The 21,200-nt window shown below is 76.2% G+C and carries 25 protein-coding genes; 21 read left to right on the top strand and 4 right to left on the bottom strand.

The genetic code is table 11. The features are described 5' to 3' along the window. Positions 1 to 58 precede the first annotated feature (58 nt). The 10 genes from hemB (at position 59) to ACU610_RS16975 (ending at position 8,668) form a co-directional block, all read left to right on the top strand. Positions 59 to 1,051, top strand: a complete 993-nt coding sequence (gene hemB, locus ACU610_RS17020; RefSeq protein WP_446768876.1) for a porphobilinogen synthase — start codon at positions 59 to 61, stop codon at positions 1,049 to 1,051. Beyond that, the gene (locus tag ACU610_RS17015; RefSeq protein WP_446768875.1) at positions 1,051 to 1,566 is read left to right on the top strand and encodes a hypothetical protein; all 516 of its coding nucleotides are present in this window, start codon (positions 1,051 to 1,053) and stop codon (positions 1,564 to 1,566) included. Before hemB ends, ACU610_RS17015 begins: the two co-directional genes overlap by 1 nt. Further along, complete coding sequence (gene hemL, locus ACU610_RS17010) at positions 1,563 to 2,948, top strand: glutamate-1-semialdehyde 2,1-aminomutase (RefSeq protein WP_446768874.1); 1,386 nt, start codon at positions 1,563 to 1,565, stop codon at positions 2,946 to 2,948. The genes ACU610_RS17015 and hemL overlap by 4 nt, the downstream gene beginning before the upstream one ends. After that, a complete protein-coding gene (locus tag ACU610_RS17005) occupies positions 2,948 to 3,598 on the top strand; it encodes a histidine phosphatase family protein (protein ID WP_446768873.1) in 651 nt (216 codons plus the stop codon). Before hemL ends, ACU610_RS17005 begins: the two co-directional genes overlap by 1 nt. Positions 3,599 to 3,654: 56 nt before the next feature. After that, positions 3,655 to 4,227: a TlpA family protein disulfide reductase gene (locus tag ACU610_RS17000; protein ID WP_446768872.1), complete on the top strand. Its 573-nt coding sequence runs from the start codon at positions 3,655 to 3,657 to the stop codon at positions 4,225 to 4,227. Continuing rightward, the gene (locus tag ACU610_RS16995) at positions 4,227 to 5,048 is read left to right on the top strand and encodes a cytochrome c biogenesis CcdA family protein (RefSeq protein ID WP_446768871.1); all 822 of its coding nucleotides are present in this window, start codon (positions 4,227 to 4,229) and stop codon (positions 5,046 to 5,048) included. Before ACU610_RS17000 ends, ACU610_RS16995 begins: the two co-directional genes overlap by 1 nt. A gap of 136 nt (positions 5,049 to 5,184) precedes the next feature. Beyond that, on the top strand, positions 5,185 to 6,834 hold the full coding sequence (gene resB / locus ACU610_RS16990; RefSeq protein ID WP_446768870.1) for a cytochrome c biogenesis protein ResB: 1,650 nt from the start codon (positions 5,185 to 5,187) through the stop codon (positions 6,832 to 6,834). Continuing rightward, entirely contained in the window at positions 6,824 to 7,759 is a 936-nt protein-coding gene (gene ccsB, locus ACU610_RS16985; RefSeq protein ID WP_446768869.1) for a c-type cytochrome biogenesis protein CcsB, read from the top strand. Before resB ends, ccsB begins: the two co-directional genes overlap by 11 nt. A gap of 191 nt (positions 7,760 to 7,950) precedes the next feature. Next, complete coding sequence (locus tag ACU610_RS16980; protein ID WP_446768868.1) at positions 7,951 to 8,106, top strand: hypothetical protein; 156 nt, start codon at positions 7,951 to 7,953, stop codon at positions 8,104 to 8,106. A gap of 325 nt (positions 8,107 to 8,431) precedes the next feature. Further along, positions 8,432 to 8,668, top strand: coding sequence for a hypothetical protein (locus ACU610_RS16975; RefSeq protein ID WP_446768867.1), 237 nt, complete (start codon positions 8,432 to 8,434; stop codon positions 8,666 to 8,668). A gap of 128 nt (positions 8,669 to 8,796) precedes the next feature. Here ACU610_RS16975 and ACU610_RS16970 read toward each other — a convergent pair whose 3' ends face one another. Further along, positions 8,797 to 8,994 carry a hypothetical protein gene (locus ACU610_RS16970; RefSeq protein ID WP_446768866.1) on the bottom strand — a complete coding sequence of 66 codons (198 nt, stop codon included), beginning with the start codon at positions 8,992 to 8,994 and terminating at the stop codon, positions 8,797 to 8,799. Positions 8,995 to 9,122: 128 nt separating this feature from the next. Between ACU610_RS16970 and ACU610_RS16965 the strand changes: the two genes are divergently transcribed. After that, positions 9,123 to 9,548, top strand: a complete 426-nt coding sequence (locus ACU610_RS16965; protein ID WP_446768865.1) for an Lrp/AsnC family transcriptional regulator — start codon at positions 9,123 to 9,125, stop codon at positions 9,546 to 9,548. Beyond that, positions 9,532 to 9,846: a DUF4229 domain-containing protein gene (locus ACU610_RS16960; protein ID WP_446768864.1), complete on the top strand. Its 315-nt coding sequence runs from the start codon at positions 9,532 to 9,534 to the stop codon at positions 9,844 to 9,846. The genes ACU610_RS16965 and ACU610_RS16960 overlap by 17 nt, the downstream gene beginning before the upstream one ends. 105 nt (positions 9,847 to 9,951) lie before the next feature. Here the strand turns inward: ACU610_RS16960 and ACU610_RS16955 are convergent, their stop codons facing one another. Both ACU610_RS16955 and menE read right to left on the bottom strand, forming a co-directional pair. Beyond that, a complete protein-coding gene (locus ACU610_RS16955; RefSeq protein WP_446768863.1) occupies positions 9,952 to 10,824 on the bottom strand; it encodes a 1,4-dihydroxy-2-naphthoate polyprenyltransferase in 873 nt (290 codons plus the stop codon). A 3-nt stretch (positions 10,825 to 10,827) separates the two neighbouring features. Further along, complete coding sequence (gene menE / locus ACU610_RS16950) at positions 10,828 to 11,961, bottom strand: o-succinylbenzoate--CoA ligase (RefSeq protein WP_446768862.1); 1,134 nt, start codon at positions 11,959 to 11,961, stop codon at positions 10,828 to 10,830. Positions 11,962 to 12,125: 164 nt separating this feature from the next. Between menE and ACU610_RS16945 the strand changes: the two genes are divergently transcribed. The 4 genes from ACU610_RS16945 (at position 12,126) to ACU610_RS16930 (ending at position 15,848) form a co-directional block, all read left to right on the top strand. Beyond that, positions 12,126 to 13,094 (top strand): o-succinylbenzoate synthase, encoded by a 969-nt coding sequence (locus tag ACU610_RS16945; RefSeq protein WP_446768861.1) that lies wholly within the window; start codon positions 12,126 to 12,128, stop codon positions 13,092 to 13,094. Beyond that, entirely contained in the window at positions 13,091 to 14,800 is a 1,710-nt protein-coding gene (gene menD, locus ACU610_RS16940; protein ID WP_446768860.1) for a 2-succinyl-5-enolpyruvyl-6-hydroxy-3-cyclohexene-1-carboxylic-acid synthase, read from the top strand. The genes ACU610_RS16945 and menD overlap by 4 nt, the downstream gene beginning before the upstream one ends. Before the next feature lie 33 nt (positions 14,801 to 14,833). Continuing rightward, entirely contained in the window at positions 14,834 to 15,034 is a 201-nt protein-coding gene (locus tag ACU610_RS16935; RefSeq protein WP_446768859.1) for a hypothetical protein, read from the top strand. A gap of 469 nt (positions 15,035 to 15,503) precedes the next feature. Beyond that, positions 15,504 to 15,848: an iron chaperone gene (locus ACU610_RS16930; RefSeq protein WP_446768858.1), complete on the top strand. Its 345-nt coding sequence runs from the start codon at positions 15,504 to 15,506 to the stop codon at positions 15,846 to 15,848. 52 nt (positions 15,849 to 15,900) lie between these two features. Here the strand turns inward: ACU610_RS16930 and ACU610_RS16925 are convergent, their stop codons facing one another. Continuing rightward, complete coding sequence (locus ACU610_RS16925) at positions 15,901 to 17,175, bottom strand: isochorismate synthase (protein WP_446768857.1); 1,275 nt, start codon at positions 17,173 to 17,175, stop codon at positions 15,901 to 15,903. Positions 17,176 to 17,210: 35 nt separating this feature from the next. On the opposite strand from ACU610_RS16925, the gene ACU610_RS16920 reads away from it, so the two are divergent. The 5 genes from ACU610_RS16920 (at position 17,211) to ACU610_RS16900 (ending at position 21,191) form a co-directional block, all read left to right on the top strand. Then, positions 17,211 to 17,936 carry a demethylmenaquinone methyltransferase gene (locus ACU610_RS16920; RefSeq protein ID WP_446768856.1) on the top strand — a complete coding sequence of 242 codons (726 nt, stop codon included), beginning with the start codon at positions 17,211 to 17,213 and terminating at the stop codon, positions 17,934 to 17,936. Positions 17,937 to 18,097: 161 nt separating this feature from the next. After that, positions 18,098 to 19,357 carry a geranylgeranyl reductase family protein gene (locus tag ACU610_RS16915; protein WP_446768855.1) on the top strand — a complete coding sequence of 420 codons (1,260 nt, stop codon included), beginning with the start codon at positions 18,098 to 18,100 and terminating at the stop codon, positions 19,355 to 19,357. Between the two features lie 46 nt (positions 19,358 to 19,403). Further along, positions 19,404 to 19,766 (top strand): NADH-quinone oxidoreductase subunit A, encoded by a 363-nt coding sequence (locus ACU610_RS16910; protein WP_446768854.1) that lies wholly within the window; start codon positions 19,404 to 19,406, stop codon positions 19,764 to 19,766. Between the two features lie 10 nt (positions 19,767 to 19,776). Then, positions 19,777 to 20,457 carry a NuoB/complex I 20 kDa subunit family protein gene (locus ACU610_RS16905; RefSeq protein WP_446768853.1) on the top strand — a complete coding sequence of 227 codons (681 nt, stop codon included), beginning with the start codon at positions 19,777 to 19,779 and terminating at the stop codon, positions 20,455 to 20,457. Then, positions 20,454 to 21,191, top strand: a complete 738-nt coding sequence (locus ACU610_RS16900) for an NADH-quinone oxidoreductase subunit C (protein ID WP_446768852.1) — start codon at positions 20,454 to 20,456, stop codon at positions 21,189 to 21,191. Before ACU610_RS16905 ends, ACU610_RS16900 begins: the two co-directional genes overlap by 4 nt. The last annotated feature ends 9 nt before the right edge of the window (positions 21,192 to 21,200 follow it).

Genomic DNA, 21,200 nt, shown 5'->3' with positions numbered 1-21,200 from the left:
CACCGATGAGCACAGCAGCCCTGCTCGCGTCGACGACGAGCGCCGGCGAGGGGGAGTCGTGAGCGCGGGAGGCGCGACTCCCGGGTTCGCGCGCGGGCGTCGGCTGCGGTCGACGCCCGCGCTGCGGCGGCTCACCGCGCAGACGCGGCTGGCCCCGGCCGATCTCGTGCTGCCGGTCTTCGTCAAGCAGGGCATCGACGAGCCGCAGCCGATCAGCTCCATGCCCGGCGTCGTGCAGCACACGACCGACTCGCTGCGTAAGGCCGCGCACGAGGCGGCCGAGGCCGGCATCGGCGGGCTGATCCTCTTCGGCATCCCGTCGGAGAAGGACGCCGTCGGCTCCCAGGCCGACGCCGCCGACGGCATCGTCAACGTCGCCCTGCAGCAGCTGCGCGCCGACCTCGGCGACGAGCTGGTGCTCATGGCCGACCTGTGCCTGTGCGAGTACACCGACCACGGGCACTGCGGGCTGGTCACCCCGGCCGGCGTGGTCGACAACGACCCGACGCTGGACCGCTACGCCGCGGTCGCGATCGCCCAGGCCCAGGCCGGGGCCCACGTGATCGCCCCCAGCGGGATGATGGACGGCCAGGTCGCAGCGATCCGCCGGGCGCTGGACGGCGAGGCGTTCCAGGAGACGCCGATCCTGGCCTACGCCGCGAAGTACGCCTCGGGCTTCTACGGCCCGTTCCGCGAGGCCGCCGAGGGCGCGCCGCAGTTCGGCGACCGCTCGACGTACCAGATGGACCCGCCCAACGCCGACGAGGCGCTGCGCGAGGTGGCGCAGGACCTCGCCGAGGGCGCCGACGCGGTCATGGTCAAGCCCGCGCTGCCCTACCTCGACATCGTGGCCCGGGTGGCCGACGCCGTCGACGTCCCGGTCAGCGCCTACCAGGTCAGCGGCGAGTACGCGATGCTGGAGGCGGCCGCGGCCAACGGCTGGGTGGACCGGCAGCGGGCCGTCCTGGAGACGCTCACCGCGATCCGCCGCGCCGGGGCCGGCACCGTGCTGACCTACTGGGCGGTGGAAGCGGCCCGCTGGCTGCGCTGATGGGGCGGGCGGGGGACGACTACGACGAGCCCGGGGGCTCCTGGCGGCCGTTCTGGCTGGTCGCCGGGGTCCTCGGGCTCCTCGCCGTCCTGGACCTGGTGCTGCCCGGCCCGGGCGGGCCGCCGCTGCTCGGGGTCCTGGCTGCCGTCGCCGTCCTCGGCGTCGTGGCGGCCGGCGTGGTCTCCGCCCGCCGCGCCTGGACGGTGCGGGTCGACGCCGCCGGTGACGCCCCGGCACTGTCGGTCGGCCCGGAACGGATGCCGCTCGCCGACGTCGACGCCACGCACCTGCGCGCGGTCGGCGCCGGGACGGCGGGGGTGGACGCCGGTGCGCCGGTGCTCGGCGGCGGCTGGTCACTGCCCCGCGGCCGGTCGGGCCTGCCGCTGCGGACGAACGACGGCCGTACCGTGCTGGTGCCCACCCGCGACCCCGCCGCGCTCGCCGCAGCGCTGCTGGCCGCCGTCCCGGACACCGGCGACGGCGTCCCCGGTGGGAGAGGGACACTGGGGACGTGACCTCGCTGGACAGCCCCCCGTACGCCTACGAGGCCCCGACGTCGGCCGACCTGTTCGCCCGCGCGCAGCGGGTCACCCCAGGCGGCGTGAACTCGCCCGTGCGCGCCTTCGGCGCCGTCGGTGGCACCCCGCGCTTCATGGCGCAGGGCCAGGGCGCGTACCTCACCGACGCCGACGGCCGCCGCTACGTCGACCTCGTCGCCTCGTGGGGGCCGCTGATCCTCGGCCACGCCCACCCGGCCGTCGTGGAGGCGGTCACCGCCGCCGCGCGCCGCGGCCTGACCTTCGGCACCCCCACCGAGGGCGAGGTGGAACTGGCCGAGGAGATCGTCCGCCGGGTGCCGCCGGTGGAGGAGGTGCGGCTGGTCAACTCCGGCACCGAGGCCGTGCTCTCGGCGGTGCGCCTGGCGCGCGGCGTCACGGGCCGCCGGGTCGTCGTGAAGTTCGCCGGCTGCTACCACGGCCACGTCGACGCGCTGCTGGCCTCGGCCGGCTCCGGCGTGGCCACCCTCGGCCTGCCCGACACCCCTGGCGTCACCAGCGGCGCCGCCGCCGACACCGTCGTCCTGCCCTACAACGACGCGGCCGCGGTCGAGGCCGTCTTCGCCGAGCGGGGCAGCGAGATCGCCGCGGTCATCACCGAGGCCGCGGTCGGCAACATGGGCGTCGTCCCGCCGTTGCACGGCTTCAACCAGGCGCTGCGCCGCATCACCGCCGCGCACGGCGCGCTGCTGATCGTCGACGAGGTCATGACCGGGTTCCGGGTGTCCCGCTCGGGCTGGTACGGCCTGGACCCGGTGGACGCCGACCTGATGACCTTCGGCAAGGTCATGGGCGGCGGGCTGCCGGCCGCGGCCTTCGGCGGGCGCGCCGACCTCATGCAGCACCTGGCCCCGGCCGGGCCGGTCTACCAAGCGGGCACGCTGTCGGGGAACCCGGTCGCGGTGGCGGCCGGCCTGACCACGCTGCGGCACTGCACCCACGAGGTCTACGCCCGCTGCGACCAGGTCGCCGTCACCCTGCGCGGGGCGACCAGCGCCGCGCTGTTCGCCGCCGGCGTCCCGCACCGGATCCAGCAGGCCGGGTCGATGTTCTCGGTGTTCTTCGTCCCCGACGAGCGCACCGTGCGCAACTACGACGACGCCCGCTCGCAGGACGCCGCCCGCTACACCGCCTTCTTCCACGCGATGCTCGCCCGCGGCGTCTACCTGCCGCCCTCGGCGTTCGAGTCGTGGTTCGTGAGTGCCGCGCTCGACGACGAGGCCGTCGAGCGGGTCCTCGAGGCCCTCCCGGCCGCCGCCCGCGCCGCCGCGGCCGTCGACCCGTCGTCCGCCCCGCCGGCCGAGGAGCCGGCCGACGCCTCCACCGGGATGAGCACCTGATGGCCGAGAAGACCGTCGTCCACCTGCTGCGGCACGGCGAGGTCGACAACCCGCAGAAGGTGCTCTACGGCCGGCTCCCGGGCTACCGGCTCTCGGAGACCGGCGAGGCGATGGCCCTGGCCGCCGCCGAGTGGCTGGCGGACAGCGTCGCCTCCCACCCGCCGATCACGCACGTCCTCAGCAGCCCGCTGGAGCGCGCCCGGCAGACCGCCGCGCCGATCGCCGGCAAGCTCGACCTGCCCGTGGAGATCGACGACCGGCTGCTCGAGGCCGGCAACGCCTTCGAGGGCCTGCGGGTCGGCGTGGGGGACGGTGCGCTGCGCTCGCCCCAGCACTGGTGGAAGCTGCGCAACCCGTTCCGCCCGTCGTGGGGCGAGCCCTACGTGGAGATCGCCGCGCGGATGCTCGCCGCCGTCGAGGCCGCGCGGGACGCCGCCCGCGGCGCCGCGGCGGTGTGCGTCAGCCACCAGCTGCCGATCTGGACGCTGCGGCTGCACCTGGAGGGACGCCGCTACGCGCACGACCCGCGCCGCCGGCAGTGCGGCCTGGCCAGCGTGACCTCGCTGACCTACGACGGCGACCGCTTCGTGGGGCTGTCGTACGCCGAGCCCGCCGGGGCCACCCCCTCCGACGCGGTTCCCGGCGCATGAGGTACTCCCCACGAGGACGCTCCGCCGGCGCGCCACGTCCCCGCGGGGGCCACGGTGTGCGCGGGCTGCTCGGCGCCCTGGTCGGGGCGCTGCTCCTGACCGGCTGCTCCACCGGCACCGACGCGGTCGACGTCAACAACGGCGGGGAGTTCCGCTTCGTCCAGGGGACGCCGGCCGGCGAGGTCATCCCGCCCGGGGAGCGCGCCGCCGCCCCGGGCTTCTCCGGCACCCTGCTCGACGGCCGGGAGTTCGACTCCAGCGAGCTCGACGGCGGCGTCGCGGTGATCAACTTCTGGGGTTCCTGGTGCGCCCCCTGCCGGGTGGAGTCGCCGGAGTTCCAGGAGGTCTACGCCGAGGTGCGGGACCAGGGTGTGCAGTTCCTCGGCGTCAACGTCAAGGACACCGACCAGCTCGCCCGCGCCTTCGAGGAGAGCTTCGGCATCGAGTTCCCCTCGCTGGACGACCCGCGCGGCGAGGTGGCCCTGGCGTTCCGCGACTACCCGGCCAACGCCATCCCGTCCACCATCGTGCTCGACGCGCAGGGCCGGGTGGCCGCGGTCTACACCGGCGCGGTCCAGCAGGACGACCTGCGCGCGGTGCTCGACCTGCTGATGGCCGAGGAGGGCTGATGGGGGAGACGTTCAGCGGTCTGGTGACCGACGGCCCGCTGCTCGTGGCCGCCGCGGTCGCCGCCCTGGTCGGGCTGGTCAGCTTCGCCTCGCCCTGCGTGCTCCCGCTGGTACCCGGCTACCTCTCCTACGTCACCGGCCTGGTCGGGGCCGGTGCCCGTTCCGCACCGGCCGCGGCTGCGCAGAGCGGCGGTGCGACCGCGGTGGCCGTCCGGACCGACGACGAGCGCTCGCCCCGCGGCCGGATGGTGCTCGGCGCGGCGCTGTTCGTGCTCGGTTTCACCGCCGTCTTCGTCACCGTCAGCACCGCGTTCGGCGGCCTGGGCCGGCTGCTGCTGCAGTACAACGACGAGATCACCCGCGTGCTGGGTGTGGTCACCGTCCTGGTCGGGCTGGGCTTCCTCGGGTGGCTGCCGCTGCTGCAGCGCACCAAGCGGGTGGCGTTCCGGCCGGCGACCGGGCTGGCCGGGGCCCCGCTGCTGGGCGTCGTCTTCGGGCTGGGCTGGACGCCGTGCCTGGGCCCGACGCTCGCCGCGGTGCAGAACCTCGCCTTCCAGCAGGCCACCGCCGGCCGCGGCGCCTTCCTCGGGCTGGCCTACTGCCTGGGCCTGGGCCTGCCCTTCGTGCTGGTCGCGCTCGGTGCCCGCTGGGCGATGGGCGCCACGTCGTTCCTGCGCCGGCACGCGCGGGCGGTCACCCGGTTCGGTGGCGTCGTCCTCGTGGTCGTCGGCCTGTTGCTGGTGACCGGCGCCTGGACCGAGATGATGCGCTGGCTGCAGGGCTGGCTGGCCGCCAACGGCCTCGCGGAGAGCGTCCTGTGACCGAGCTCGCGAGGTCACAGCATGGGTGCAGCACCGCCGGGCACGACGCGGACGAGCGCCAGCGGGGAAGCGGAGTGACCGAGCTCGCGAGGTCACCGATGGGCACGGCTGCGACGAGCGCCAGCGAGGAGCTGACGTGACCACCACGGCCCCGCCGCGGCCGGCCGCGGTGCCGCCGCCTCCTGCCCGCCCCTCCCTCGGCGCCCGCGCCCGGGGCCTGTGGCTGCGCTGGTGGCGTCGGCTGACCGCCATGCGGACGGCGATCATCCTGCTGTTCCTGCTGGCGCTGGCGGCGATCCCCGGGTCGCTGCTGCCGCAGCGCTCGCTGAACCAGAACGCCGTCCGGCAGTACTTCGCCGACCACCCGACGCTGGCGCCGGTGCTCGACCGGCTCTACGCCTTCGACGTCTTCGGCTCGCCGTGGTTCGCCGCGGTGTACCTGCTGCTGTTCGTCTCGCTCATCGGCTGCGTCGTCCCCCGGCTGGGCGAGCACGTCCGCGCCCTGCGGGCCACTCCGTCGCCGGCACCGCGCCGGCTGCAGCGGCTGCCCGACTCCGCGGAGCTGGCCACCCCGCTGCCCGGCCCGGCCGCCCTCGACGTGGTCGAGGAGGAGCTGCGGGTGCGCCGCTTCCGCGTCGTCCGCCGGTCCGGCCAGCAGGGGGACGAGCTGTCCGCGGAGAAGGGGCTGTGGAAGGAGACCGGCAACCTCCTGTTCCACCTGTCGCTGGTGGCGCTGCTGCTCGGCCTGGCCGGCGGCAAGCTGTGGGGCTACGAGGGCAGCATCCTGGTCACCGAGGGCCAGGGCTTCTGCAACTCCTTCCAGCAGTACGACACGTACTCCTCCGGGGCGCTGGTCGACGGCGCGGACCTCACCCCGCTCTGCGTCGACCTCGAGGACTTCCGTGCCGACTACGAGGAGGACCTGACCGCGGCCTCCTACACCGCCGACATCCGCTACGGCGGACCCGGCGAGGAGGGGCGGCCGACGACGATCGGCGTCAACGACCCGCTGCGGGTCGACGGCGACCGCGTGTACGTGACCGGGCACGGGTACGCGCCGCGGTTCACCGTGACCCTCCCGGACGGGACGGCGTTCACCGACGTCTCGGCGCCGTTCCTGCCCTCTGACCAGACGACGATGTCGAGCGAGGGAGCGCTCAAGCTGCCCGACCTCGGCGCCGGCGCCCCGGACCAGCTGGCGCTCGAGGGTTTCTTCGCGCCGACCGGGCTCATGCAGGGCGGCGTCCTGACCTCGATCGACCCGCGGCCGCTCAACCCCGAGGTGGCGGTCCTGGCCTACCAGGGCTACCTCGGCCTGGACTCCGGCCTGCCGCAGTCGGTCTACTCCCTCGACCGGAGCCAGATCGAGCGCGGCCGGCTCGCCGAGGTGGGCCGGGCCAACCTGGCGGTCGGCGAGACGCTGACCCTGCCCGACGGGACGGCGATCACCTTCACCGGCGTCGACCAGTTCGCCGCGCTGCAGTTCTCGCACGACCCCGGGCAGGTCTGGGTACTCGGCGCGGCGATCGCCCTGCTGGTCGGCCTGCTCGCGCTGCTCCTGCTGCGCCGCGAGCGCTTCTTCGCCCGCGCCGGCCCCGCCCCCGACGGCGGCGGTACCGTGCTCTCGGTCGGTTCGCTGACGCGCGGCGGCGGCGAGAGTGCCACGTCCTTCGCCGAGCTGACCGGGCGGCTGCGGGCCGCGCTCGACGAGCGCGCCCCGACCCCCTCCGCCCCGCCGTCCGGCGGGGCCGCACCGGAACCGGAGGTCCTCCCGCGTGACCGTTGACCAGTCGCTGGCCGACCTGTCGGACACCCTGTTCTCGATCGCCGTCGCGCTCTACTCGGTCGCGGTCGTGGCGTTCTCGGCACAGCTGGCGTTCGGCCGCCGCCCGGCCCGGCAGCTGGTCCCCGCCGGGACCGGGGCACCGGCCGAGGCGCCCGCCGCACCGGCGCGCACCGACCGCTGGGGTCTGGCCGGGCTCGCGGTCACCGCCGTCGGCGCCGTCGTGCACGCCGGCGTGCTGGTCACCCGGGGGATGGCCGCCGACCGGCTGCCCTGGGGCAACATGTACGAGTTCGCCACCGCCGTCGTCCTCGTCGGCGTGGTGGTCTACCTGCTGCTGGCCCTCCGCGTGCCGGCCGTCCGCGACATCGGCGCCTTCGTCCTCGCGCCGGTCGTCCTCGCGCTGGTCGCCACCGGGCTGTTCCTCTACACCGAGACCGGGCCGCTGGTCGCCGCGCTGCGCTCGAGCTGGCTGGCCGTGCACGTCTCCACGGCCATCCTCGGCTTCGGCATATTCTTCGTCAGCGGGATCGCCAGCGTGCTGTACCTGCTGCGGCTGCGGACCGACGCCCGCGGCGCCGAGGCGGAGGGATCGTTCCTCTCCCGGCTGCCGAACGCGGTCACGCTGGACCGCGTCGCCCACCGCACCGCCGTCTTCGGCTTCCCCATCTGGACCTTCGCCGTCATCGCCGGCGCCATCTGGGCCGAGAGCGCCTGGGGCCGCTACTGGGGCTGGGACCCCAAGGAGACCTGGGCGTTCATCGCCTGGGTCGTCTACGCCGGCTACCTGCACGCGCGGACGACGGCCGGCTGGCGGGGGCGGCCCGCGGCGTGGGTCAACGTCGTCGGCCTGGTCGTGATGGTCTTCAACCTGCTGTACGTCAACATGGTGTCGACCGGCCTGCACAGCTACGGCGGGCTCGACTGACGAAGGACCACCCTCCCCCACGCCTCGTGGAAGGACCCCGTCCCCCTCACGCCTCGCAGGCTCGGCGCGAGCCTCGGGACGGGGCCGGCGGGACCCTGGAGGGTGGCCTTTCAGCCCGTCACCACGCTCGGGGCAGGACCTGGGACGGGCCGCTGGACCGCTCGCGACCTCAGGCTGAGCCCCTGGACGGGGTGGATCGTCCTCCGAGCGGAGCGCCACGGGCGCAGCTCCCGCGCCCCCAGGCACTCCGCCGGGGGTCCCCCAAGCCCTGGTTCATCGACCGGATGGTGCTGCTGTCCGGGACGATGGCCGAGCGGGACCCGCGGTACCCGTCCTGGGAGTACTGACCGGCTTGCCCGCGGGGCGGTGTATGGCCGGTTTCCCATGACGGAGAGCCAGCGCCCCCGTCGCCGCACCTGAGGGGTGAGCGGTGCCCCAGCGCACCGAGCACGAACGAGCTCGGCCGGCCCCGCCGGCATGCGCATCTCTCGAGGCGGCCCACGGGCCGTGGGCTCTGGGAGGAGGCCGTCCCGCGCGCCCCACAGGCGACAGCGGTCACCCGGCCGGGCGGCGTGTCCGTGACACGCCGGGCGCAGCCGTGCTTCCATGCCCGCATGTCGCGTCGGAGGGGGACGCCCTGTGGGTAGGCACTCGGCTCTGGAGGGCGCCGCCGTGCACCCCGTCGTCGCTGCCGCGCTCGCGCAGCGTCCGGCGGACGCACCGGCCGGTCGGCACGGCGACCTGCGCGCCGAGGGCACCGAGAGCGGCCTCGGCTGGCCGGGTGACCCGACGACGCACGAGGGCCTGGGCTGGCCCGGCGGCATCTCGGACCAGGCCCGACCAGACGCGCCGTTCACCGAGGTCGCGCCGAAGCGCCGGAGCTGGCGGCGCTTCTTCCGCGCCGCCTGAGGACCCCGTCCCCCCCCTCCTCGGAGGAGGACCCCCGCCGCTCCGCAGGTTCGCGGCGGGACCCTGCAGGGGCCGGCGGGATCCGGGACCGGACCGCCCGACACGCGAGGCGCCCGGAGACTCCGGTGTTATGCCGGCGAGCCGTCGTCGCGCCGCGTGCGGCGCTCCAGCTCGCGCAGGAACTCGGGGTCGTCGTCGGGCGCGATCGGGCGGACGGCGCGCTGCGGTCGAGGCGCGCGCACCCGGCCGGGACCGCCCTTCTCCGCCGCCCGCAGCACCAGCACCACGACGACGACCGCCACCACCAGCACCACCACGAAGGCCATGGCGGCTCACCCCCCTCGCCGATCCAGCCCGAGTCTCCTCCACAGTACGTGCGCGGGCGATACTCGAACGCACACCCCGTGCGGCCCCGGCAGGGAGGAGAACCGCCATCGACGCCGTCGACCAGCAGTTGATCGACCTGCTGCGCGCCAACGGGCGGGCGAGCTACGCCGAACTGGCCCGGCGGGTCGGCCTCTCCTCACCGGCGGTGCACGAGCGGGTCGGCAAGCTGGAGGCCGCCGGCGTCATCACCGGCTACCGGGCGGTGGTCGACCCGGCGGCGGTGGGGCTGGGCGTCACCGCGCTGGTGAGCGTGATCGAGAGCGACGCGGTCGACGACACCGGCGTCGAGGCGGGCCTGGCCGCGCTGCCCGAGGTGGAGGACTGCTGGCGGGTCGCCGGCAGCGAGGGCTACGTGCTGAAGGTCCGAGTGACCGACATCCCGGCACTCGAGGCCACCATCAGTGCGTTGAACCGGATCAGAGGCGTCGCCCGCACGCGGACGACGGTCGTGTTGAGCACCAAGTGGGAGGGCCGCCATGGCGGAGAGGGCTGAGCCGGCGGTGCCGGGCGCGCCGACGGGGGGTCCGGCGGCGCCGCCGAGGATCGCGCCCTGGCTGGTCGTCTACACGGTGGGCCGGCTGGCCATCGCCGCTGCGCTCGTCCTGCTGCTGTGGGTGCTGGGCCTGGACTTCTGGTCCGGCGCGCTGTTCGGGTTGCTGCTGTCGATGCCGGTCTCGTACCTGCTGCTGCGACCCTCGCGCGACCGGCTCACCGAGGGCCTGGCCGCGCGCAGCGTCGCCCGCCAGCAGGCCAAGGCCGCGCGGGAGGCCCGCCTCACCGGCGACGGCTGAGGCCCCGCTGCCCCCACCACGCGCAGGCTCGTGCCAGGCCCCCTGTGGGCGTGCCCTGAGCCTGCGAAGGGCTCGGGGAGGGGTCCTTCTGCCTGCAGCGGGGCCTCAGCCGCTGAGCGCGAGCCCCGCGCCCAGCAGCACGCCGGTGGCCAGCGTGAGCAGGCCGGTGCCCTGCAGCGCGGCGATCAACGCCGGTCCGCGCCCGCCGGAGAGGACGGTGCGCACCGGCGGCACCGCCAGCGGGACGGCGAGCAGCGCGAGCAGCGCCCAGGGGCGGACCACCCCGATCGCGACGACGACGGCGAACGCCACCGCGGGCAGCAGCGCGAACGCGACCCGGGTGCCGCGGTCGCCCATCAGCACGGCCAGCGTGCGCTTGCCGACGGCGGCGTCGCCCTCGATGTCGCGCAGGTTGTTCACGACCAGCAGCGCCACCGACAGCAGGCCGATCGGCACCGCGGCGGCAACGGCCAGCCCGTCGACCGAGCCGGTCTGGGCGAACGTCGTCCCCACGACGGCGACCAGGCCGAAGAAGACGAAGACGAAGACCTCGCCCAGCGCCCGGTAGCCGTAGGGCAGCGGGCCGCCGGTGTAGGTCCAGGCGGCCGCGATGCAGACCGCGCCGACCGCGACCAGCCACCAGCTCGACAGCGCCGCCAGCGCCAGCCCGGCGACGCCGGCGACGGCGAAGGAGGCCAGCGCCGCGCCCAGCACCTGCCGCGGGGTCGCCGCGCCGGAGCCGACCAGCCGCACCGGCCCCACCCGGACCGCGTCGGTGCCGCGGGTGCCGTCGGAGTAGTCGTTGGCGTAGTTGACCGCGACCTGCAGCGCGAGGGCGACCACCAGGGCCAGCAGCGCCGGCACGAGCCGGAAGCCGTCGAGCGCCGCGGCGGCCCCGGTCCCCACGAGCACCGGGGCGAGGGCTGCGGGCAGCGTGCGGGGGCGGGCACCGGCCAGCCACTGCGCGGGGGTGGCCACGGTCTAGCGCCTCCCGTGGAGGACCGCCGCGGCCACCCCGCGGCGGTCCGGCTTGCCGGTGTGCAGGGTCGGGACGGCGTCGATGCGGTGCAGCTCGCGCGGCGCGGCGGGCCCGCCCAGCCGCTCGGCCACCCACGGGCGCAGCGCCGCCAGGTCCGGTGTCACGCCGCGCGCGGGGACGACGGCGGCGACCACCCGCTGACCCCACTCGTCGTCCGGCCGGCCGAAGACGACGGCGTCGACGACGTCCGGGTGCTGGCGCAGCACGGCCTCCACCGCCTGCGGCGCGACGTTGACCCCGCCGGTGACGACGACGTCGTCCAGCCGGCCGTGCACGGTCAGCCGGCCCCGGTCGTCCAGCGTGCCGGCGTCGCGGGTGCGGAACCAGCCGCCGGCGAAGGCGGTGGCGGTGCCCTCGGGGTCGAGCCGGTAGCCGAGCGCGAGGGTCGGGCCGGCGAGCTCGATCCCGTCGTCGGTCACCCGCACGCGGACGCCGTCCAGCGGCTCGCCGTCGTACACGCAGCCGCCCGCGGTCTCGGTCATCCCGTACGTGGTCACCACGGCGACGCCCGCCTCCCGGGCCCGGGTCAGCAGGGCCGGGTCCGTGGCCGCACCGCCGACCAGGACCGCGTCGAACGCCCGCAGCGCGGCGGACTCCGCGTCGAGGTACCGGCGCAGCTGGGTGGGCACCAGCGCCGTGTAGCGCCGCCCGGCAGGCATGCGGGCGACGGCGGCGGCCAGGGGCTCCCCGGGGCCGAGCACGGTCGGGTCCGTGCCGCCGAGGACCGAGCGGCAGAGCACCTGGAGGCCGGCGACGGCCGAGACCGGGAGCGCGAGCAGCCAGGCATCAGGGCCGCCGAGCCGACGCAGCGTGGCCTCGGCCGAGGCACGCACCGCACCGGCCGACAGCAGCACCCCGCGGCCGCCGCCGGTCGAGCCGGAGGTGACGACGACGAGGTCCACGCCGTCCTCCAGCGGCTGCTCGGGCCGCAACACCGCCCGGGCGGCCTCGACGGCGGCCGGCGGACCCGCGGGCAGCACCGCGATCGGCGCCGTGCCGTCCAGGGCGGCACGCACCTGCGGGAGGAGCGCGAGGGGATCGGCCGGCGCGGCCACGGGGGTCAGGTGCCGGGGCACGAGGTCCGAGGCTACTGCCGGCCCCGTCCAGGGCACCGACCCGAGCCTGCGAGGGGTGGGCGGGACGGGGTCCTCCTAGGCTGGTCACGTGACCGAGCTCCCGAGGTCACGCACGGGCAGAGCATCGACGACACGTGGTCGACGAGCGCCGGCGAGGAGGCCACGTGACCGAGCCCGCGAGGTCGTGCACGGGGAAGAGCATCGACACCGACGGCGCGCGGGTCTGGTCGGTGCCGATGCGGACCCGGTTCCGCGGCCTCGACGTCCGCGACGGCGTGCTGGTGCAGGGCCCCGCCGGCTGGGGCGAGTTCTCCCCGTTCTGGGACTACGACGTCCTGGAGAGCCGCCGCTGGTGGGCCGCGGCGGTCGAGGCGGCCCGCGACGGCTGGCCGGCACCGGTGCGCGACGCGGTGCCGGTGAACGTGACCGTGCCGGCCGTCGGCCCCGAGCGGGCGCACGCGATCGTGACCGCCTCGGGCTGCCGGACGGCGAAGGTGAAGGTCGCCGAGCCCGGCCAGGCGCCCGCCGACGACGTCGCCCGCGTCGAGGCGGTGCGCGACGCCCTCGGCCCGGACGGCGCGATCCGGGTCGACGCGAACGCCGCCTGGGACGTCGACACCGCCGCCGCGCGGATCCGCGAGCTGGACCGGGTGGGCCTGGAGTACGTCGAGCAGCCGTGCGCGTCGCTCGAGGAGCTGGCCGCGCTGCGCCGACGGGTCGACGTGCGGCTCGCCGCCGACGAGGTCGTCCGCCGCTCGGCCGACCCGCTGCGCGTGGACCTGCGCGGGGTGTGCGACGTCGTCGTCCTCAAGGTGCAGCCGCTCGGCGGGGTCCGGGCGGCGCTCGAGGTGGCCGGGGCGCACGGTCTGCCGTGCGTGGTCTCCTCGGCGCTGGAGTCTTCGGTCGGCATCGCCGCCGGGGTGGCGCTGGCCGCCGCGCTGCCCGAGCTGCCGTTCGCCTGCGGGCTGGCCACCGTGGCGCTGCTCGACGGCGACGTCACCAGCGACCCGCTGCTGCCGGTGGACGGCGCGCTGCCGGTGCGGCCCGTGACGCCCGACCGGCTCGCCGAGGTGGTCGCGGACCCGGAGGTCGAGGCCCGCTGGCGGGCCCGGCTGGAGGCGGTGCGCGGGTGAACCCCTCCACCGCCCTCGCCCGGGTGCTGGTCGACGAGCTGGTCCGCGGCGGGGTCACCGACGCCGTGGTGGCGCCCGGTTCCCGCTCGGCGCCGGTCGCGCTCGCCCTCGCCGACGCCGAGCGCGACGGGCGACTCACCCTGCACGTGCGCATCGACGAGCGGACCGCCGCCTTCCTCGCCCTCGGCCTGGCCAAGGCGTCCGGGCGGCCGGTGCCGGTGCTGACCACCTCGGGGACGGCGACCGCGCACCTGCACGCCGCCGTCCTCGAGGCCGACGCCGCCGGGGTGCCGCTGCTCGCGCTGACCGCGGACCGGCCGCCGGAGCTGCGCGACACCGGCGCCAACCAGACCATCGCCCAACCCGGGCTCTACGGGGTCGCCGTGCGGGCGGCGGTCGACGTCGGCGTGCCCGAGGCCGGCCGGGAGGAGGCGCAGAACCGGTACTGGCGCTCGCTGGTGGCCAAGGCGCTGCTGACCGCCCGGGGTGCGCTGTCCGGCGACCCGGGGCCGGTGCACCTCAACCTGCCGTTCCGCGAGCCGCTGCTGCCCGAGGACGCCGACGTGCGGACCGCCGGCCCGTGGTCGGGCCGGCCGGACGGGGCCCCGTGGACCGACGGTTCGGTCGCGGCCGTCGCGCGGCCCCTCGACACCGGGCCCGCCCGCAGCCTGGTGGTCGTCGGTGACGCGCCGCCCGCGCTGGGCCGGGCGGCCGCCGAGCTGGCCGGGGCGCAGGGCTGGCCGGTGGTCGCGGAGCCGTCCAGCGGTGCGTGGGCCTCCTCCGTACGCGGCGGGGCGCTGCTGCTCGGGGTGCCCGACTGGCTGGCCGAGCACCGGCCCGAGCGGGTGCTGGTCGTGGGGCGGCCGACGCTGTCCCGGCCGGTGTCGGCGCTGCTGGCCGACCCCGCTGTCCGGGTGGAGACCGTGTCGGCCGCACCGCGCTGGCCCGACGCCGGCCGCTCGACGACCTGGGTGGGTGAGCTGCCGGCCCCTCGGACGGCCCCGGGCGGTACCGCGCCGACGGCCGACCCGGCGTGGCGGGCGGCGTGGTGCGCGGCCGCGGCCCGGGTGGGGACGGCGGTCGACGGCGTGCTCGACGCGTTGCCCGCGTTGACCGCCGGGCTGCTCGCCCGCGACCTCGTGGGCTGCCTGCCCGACGGCGCGCTGCTGGTCCTCGGCTCGTCGACCCCGGTGCGCGACGTCGACCGGCTGGCCGTCCCGCGGGCGGGGCTCACCGTCCTGGCCAACCGCGGGGTCGCCGGCATCGACGGGACGGTCTCCACCGCGGTGGGCGCGGCCCTCGTGCACTCCCGCGAGGGCGGCCGACGGGGGTTCGCGCTGCTCGGCGACCTCACCCTCCTGCACGACCTCCAGGGCCTGCTGATGGGTGAGGGGGAGCTGCGGCCGGACCTCACCCTCGTCGTCCCGGACAACGACGGCGGCGGCATCTTCGCCCAGCTGGAGCCCGGGCAGCCGCGGTACGAGGCCGGCTACCGGCGGGTGTTCGGCACGCCGCACGGCCGCGACCTGGTCGCCGTGGCCGAGGCGCTGGGCTGGCCGGCGGAGCGGGTGTCGACGTCGACCGGGCTGCGGGACGCCCTCGCCGCAGGTGGGCCGCGGGTGGTCGTCGTCGGCACCGACCAGCGCGCCGAGGCCCAGGTGGCCGCGGCGCTGCGGTCGGCCGCCACCGAGGCGCTCGGCTCCTGACGGCGCCGCGGCAGCGATGAGGAGCAGCGCCCGGTGAGGGCAGCCCTGGTGCGGCGGGCAACCTCGGTGAGGTCAGGGGACAGGTCGCCAAGGGCATCCTCGTGGAGCGGGTACACGCTCACCGCCCACCAGGCCGTCCAGGTGCTCGCCCGGGTGTCGCAGCAGACGAACCGCAAGCTCGTGGGCATCGCCGAGGAGCTCAACCGGACCGGGGTGGTGCCGCAAGCGGATTGACTCCGTGATCCTCCGGGCAGTCGGGGGCCACGGTCCGCGGGGTGGCCGGCCGCCCCGCAGGCCCAGGTCCGGCAGTCGACGAACCGGCTGCCGGGCCGCCCCCACCGCCCGTCGCCCGTACGCCGGGTGCGAGCGGTGCGGCCGGCGTACCGGGCGGCGTCGGTGTCCGGACGGCGGGTCGGCCGGGAGCTCCGTGACAGAGCCGGGGAGGAGCGGGCGCGAGGGCGGTCGGACGTGCCGGAGGTCACGCGCCGGGTTCCTCTGGGTCGCTCCTCCGGCGGCCGGGTCGGAGCGCTGACCTGCGGGTCCGCGGGAGAGCAGCGTCACGCTGGATCGCGCGGAGCCCTTGCTGCAACTCGTTCGTCATCTCGCCGCGCGCGGGTTAGCGTCGCAGCATGACGTCGGGACGGGAGTGGACCTGCGGCTGGTCGTGGTGCGCCTGGGGCTCCCACTCGGAAACCCACGGATGGTGAGGCCGGCGCCGGTCGACGAGTACCTGGCCGGCCTGCCGGGCGGCGTCCGCGAGCGGGTCCAGCAGGTGCGGCAGCTGGTGACGTCGGCCGTGCCGGGCGCCGCGGAGACCCTCCGGTACGGGACGCCGACGTTCACCGTCGATGGCCGGTCACTGGTCCACGTCACGGTCTGGACGCGGCACGTGGCGCTCCACCCGCTGCCGCGACAGCTGGCCGACCCGGAGCTGGAGGCAGCCGTGGCCCCGTACCGCGGCGCCGGGGACGCGATGCACCTGCCGCACCGTGACCCGGTGCCCCGCGAGCTGGTGCGTCGCGTGGTCGAGGAGCTCGCCCGCCGCTGACCCCGTGGCAGCAGCGAGCCACCCGGTGTCGGGGAGCTCCGTGCCCGGAGGGTCAGCTCTCCAGCGCGGCCTGGAAGGCGGCGAACTTCGCCTGGGTCTCGGCCAGCTCGGCGGCCGGGTCCGAGCCGGCGACGATGCCGCAGCCGGCGAACAGCCGCGCCGTGGCCGGGTCGTCGTCGGCCAGCTGGGCGCACCGCAGCGCCAGGCCGAACTCGCCGTCCCCGCGGGCGTCGACCCAGCCGACCGGGCCCGCGTAGCGGCCGCGGTCCATGCCCTCCAGCTCGCCGATCAGCGCGGCGGCGGCGGCGGTCGGGGTGCCGCAGACGGCGGCGGTCGGGTGCACCGCACCGACGAGCTCCAGCAGCCCGGCGCGGCCGCGGGCGCCACCGCGGCGCTGGGCGCCGGTGACGTCGGTGGCCAGGTGGCGCACGTTGGCCAGCGTCAGCAGCTCCGGCTCCTCCGGCGCGGACAGCGTCGTGCAGTACGGCTCCAGCGCCCGGACCAGCGAGTCGACGGCGAGGGCGTGCTCGGCGCGGTCCTTGGCCGAGGCGAGCAGGCCCGCCGCCAGCCGCTCGTCGTCGGCGCCGGCACCGCGCGGCGCCGTCCCCGCCAGCACACGGGAGGACAGCTCGCGGCCGGTCCGGCGCAGCAGCAGCTCCGGCGTGGCGCCGAGCAGGCCGTCGACGGCGAAGGTCCAGCAGTCGGGGAAGCGGGCGGCCAACCGGGCGAGCAGCGCGCGCGGGTCCAGCGGCGCGTCGGCGGTGACCAGCAGGTCGCGCGCCAGCACCACCTTGGCCAGCTGCCCGGCGCCGATCCGCGCCACGGCCGCGGCCACCGTCGCGCACCACGAGGCCGGGTCGAGCGCGCCGTCGGCGTAGCGCAGCCGGCCGAGTGGCCCCGGTTCGGTCGCGGGCGCGGTGGTCAGCACGTCGGCGGGGTCGACGTCCCCGGTCGTGGTCACCCAGGCGACGCCGTCGCGCCGGCCGACGACGACCTCGGGGACGACGAACACCGACGTCCCGGCGGCCGGGTCGAAGGCGATGCTGGCGAACACGACCGGCCCCGAGCCGGGGACCCCGGCCCGGTCGTCCACGTCGAGCCCCGCGCTGAGGGCCTCCCACCACTCGGCCGCCTCGGCCAGGGCCCGCGGGCCCGTGACCTCCAGCCGGGCCGCCTCGCCCCAGCCGACCAGGCCCTCGCCGCGGCGCACCCAGGACACCGCGCCGGCGGCCGGCAGCAGGTCGAGCAGGGCCGGGGGATCGGGCAGCGGGGTCGTGGTGACGACGGGCGTGACCGCATCCGAGGTGGTCACGGCTGCCACTGTCACGGCCCCAGGGTAGGCAGCCGGTAGCGTCGCCCGTCGTGGCAGACCGGCGAGACAGCGCGCACACCCCGGGGCTGCGGGCCGGTCTGGACAAGCGGCCGGCCGACGTCGCCGCCATGTTCGACCGGGTCGCAGAGCGCTACGACCTCACGAACACGGTGCTCTCCGGCGGCCTGGACGCCTCCTGGCGGCGGGCCACCCGCGAGGCGCTGGGCGCCCGCCCGGGGCAGACCGTGCTCGACGTCGCCGCCGGGACGGCGGTGTCGACGGTCGAGCTGGCGGCCGGCGGCGTGCGCGCGATCGCCTGCGACTTCTCCCAGGGCATGCTCCGCGCGGGCGCGGCACGGCAGGTGCCCAAGGTGGCCGGTGACGCCATGGCGCTGCCGCTGGCCGACGGGAGCGTCGACGGCGTCGTCATCTCCTTCGGCCTGCGCAACGTCGCCGATCCCGATGCCGCGCTGCGCGAGTTCGCCCGGGTCACCCGCCCCGGGGGGACGCTGGTGGTCTGCGAGTTCTCCAGCCCCACCTGGGCGCCGTTCCGCACCGTCTACACCGAGTACCTGATGCGCGCGCTGCCGAGGATCGCCCGCGCGGTGAGCAGCAACCCCGAGGCGTACGTCTACCTGGCCGAGTCGATCCGGGCCTGGCCCGACCAGCCGGCGCTCGCCGCCCGGCTGCAGGCCGCCGGCTGGGCCGACGTCGCCTGGCGCGACCTCACCGGCGGCATCGTGGCGCTGCACCGCGGCCGCAGACCGCACGCCTGAGCACGCCTCGTCCCTGGGGCGGACGGGACGAGACGGAACTGTGACGCACCAATCCCTGGTGCCCACTTGTCACCGACGTCACACCCCGGCCTAGAGTGGTGACCGGGCGACTTTGTGAACCAATTCACAAGCGCGCCGGGAACCGAGTGGAGGGGGTCGAGGTGGACGACGGCGACCGGCGGGCCGACGTGGTCGTCGTCGGCGCCGGTCCGGCGGGTTCCTCGACGGCGTGGCACCTCGCCCGCGCCGGTCTCGACGTCGTCGTCCTGGAGAAGGCCCGGCTGCCCCGCGAGAAGGTCTGCGGCGACGGGCTGACCCCGCGCGCCGTCAAGGCGCTCGACGACATGGGCGTCGACACCACCGGCTGGGTCCGGCACCGGGGGCTGCGGGTCACCGGCGGCGGCCAGGTGGTCGAGGTCGACTGGCCGACCCTGCAGCACTGGCCCTCCCACGGCCTCATCCGCAGCCGCCGCGACCTCGACGCGGGCCTCGCCGCGCACGCGGTTGCGGCCGGCGCCCGGCTCGTGCAGGAGGTCACGGTCACCGGCCCGCTCCTCGACGACGCCGGCCGGGTGGCGGGGGTGCTCGCCGAGGAGGGCCCCGACCGGACGCCGGCCACCTGGCGCGCGCCGCTGGTGGTCTCCGCCGAGGGCCTCTCCGGCCGGCTGGCCAAGGCGCTGGGCCTGCTCCGGCGGGAGGACCGGCCGCTCGGCGTCGCCGTCCGCCGGTACGTGGCCTCCCCGCGCACGCACGACGACTACCTCGACATCTCCTTCGACCTCTCGCCCGGCGGCCCGAGCGCGGACTCGATGCCCGGGTACGGCTGGGCCTTCGGCATGGGCGACGGCACCAGCAACGTCGGCTTCGGCCTGCTCGACACCCGCCGCGGCACCGGCGCCGAGCCCCGGGCGGTGCTGCGCGGGTGGCTGACCACCCTGCCGCCGGAGTGGCAGCTCGGCGAGGAGCACGCGGTCACCCCGCTGCGCGGCGCCGGCCTGCCGATGGCCCTGCACCGCGGGCCGGCCTACACCCGCGGGCTGCTCCTGGCCGGCGACACCGCCGGCACGGTCAACCCGTTCAACGGCGAGGGCATCAGCTACGCGCTGGAGACCGGGCGCATGGCCGCGGAGGCCGCCGTCGAGGGCCTGGCCGCACCGGAGGGCCTGGCCCGGGAGGCGGTGCTGCGCCGGTACCCCGACCGGCTGCGCGAGGAGTACGGGCGGCACCACCGGCTGGGCACCGGCTTCCTCGCGCTGTTGGCCCGCCCGGACCTGGTCCGGTTCGCCACCGCGCACGGGCTCAAGCGGCCGCCGCTGGTGGCCCGGGCGCTGCGGCTGATGGGCAACCTCTCCGACGGCCGGGACGGCGACCGGTTCGACCGCGCCGTCGCCGTCCTGACCCGCCTGGCCCCGGCGGTCTGACGTGACCGCCCCCGACCCGACCCGCGACGACGAGAGGTAGGCGCTGGTGCTCTCGCAGTACGTCCCGATGGTCGGCCTGTTCGCCCTGGCCGCGGCCTTCGCGCTGTTCTCCGTGACCGTCGCCCCATTCATGGGCCCCCGCCGGCACAACCGGGCGAAGCTGGCCGCCTACGAGTGCGGCATCGAACCGGTGGACCAGCCGCTGACCGGCGGCCGTTTCCCGGTCAAGTACTACCTGACGGCGATGATGTTCATCGTCTTCGACATCGAGATCGTCTTCCTCTACCCGTGGGCCGTCGCCAACGACGCGCTGGGCGTCTTCGGGCTGGTCGAGATGGTCGTCTTCATCGGCACCGTGTTCATCGCCTACGTCTACGTGTGGCGACGCGGCGGCCTGGACTGGGACTGAGAGGCCTCCCATGGGACTCGAGGAGAAGCTGCCGAGCGGCGTCCTGCTGACCTCGGTGGAGAAGCTGGTCAACTGGACCCGGAAGTCCTCGTTGTGGCCGGCCACCTTCGGGCTGGCCTGCTGCGCGATCGAGATGATGGCCACCGGGGCCGGCCGCTACGACCTGGCGCGCTTCGGCATGGAGGTCTTCCGGGCCTCGCCGCGGCAGGCCGACCTCATGATCGTCGCCGGCCGCGTCAGCCAGAAGATGGCGCCGGTCCTGCGCCAGATCTACGACCAGATGCCCGAGCCGCGCTGGGTGTTGGCGATGGGCGTGTGCGCCAGCTCCGGCGGGATGTTCAACAACTACGCGATCGTGCAGGGCGTCGACCACGTCGTCCCCGTGGACATGTACCTGCCCGGCTGTCCGCCGCGGCCGGAGATGCTCACCGACGCCATCCTCAAGCTGCACCACAAGATCATGAACGAGCCGCTGGGACCCAAGCGGGCGCGCGAGCTCGAGCGGGCGCGGGAGGAGGGCCGGGCGAAGGAGCTCTACGTCGAGATGCCGTCGTCGGTGCGCGTGGACCCGGAGAAGCGCGCGGCCTACGAGCGGGCCGCCGCCGAGCGGCGCACCGGCCAGTTCGCCATCGAGCAGCGTGGCGGCAACGCCGTCCTGCTGCCCGAGCCGTACGTGCGGAGTGACCGGTGACCGGCCCGGGGGACCGCAGCGGCACGGACGCCGGCCAGGGTGCGGCGGCGCCCTCGGGCGGGTTCCGCAAGGGCGCGTTCGGGGTCAGCGGCAGCGGTGACACCTCCGGCTTCGGCGGCCTGGTCCGCGTCGAGCCCGGCGGCGCGGTCGCGCTGCACTCCACCGACCGGCCCTACGGCGGGTACTTCGACGAGGTCACCGACGCGTTGATCGAGGCGGTCGGGCAGGCCACGTACGACGCCGCGGTGCAGCGGGTGCTGGTCGACCGCGGCGAGATCACCTACTTCGTCGCCCGGGAGCACCTGCTGACCCTGGTGCAGGCCCTGCGGGACGACGAGGCGCTGCGCTTCGAGCTGTGCAGCAGCGTCTCCGGCGTCGACTACCTCGACAGCGGCGGCCCCGCGACCGCGCCCGGCCGGCCCCGGTTCCACGTCGTCCACCACCTGACCTCGATGACCTACCGCCGGCGGATCCGGCTGGAGGTCGCGGTTCCCGCCGAGGACCCGCACGTCCCGTCGGTGGTCTCCGTCTACCCGACGGCGGACTGGCACGAGCGGGAGACCTGGGACATGTTCGGCGTCGTCTTCGACGGCCACCCGGCGCTGACCCGGATCCTCATGCCCGACGACTGGGACGGTCACCCGCAGCGCAAGGACTACCCCCTCGGCGGCGTCCCCGTGGAGTACCACGACGCCACGATCCCCCCGCCCGACACGCGGCGGGCCTACCGGTGAGGCGCACGC

This window comes from Geodermatophilus sp. URMC 61, assembly GCF_052931555.1.
Note: the sequence above shows the minus strand (reverse complement) of the source record. Positions and strands in the feature narration are given on the sequence as shown.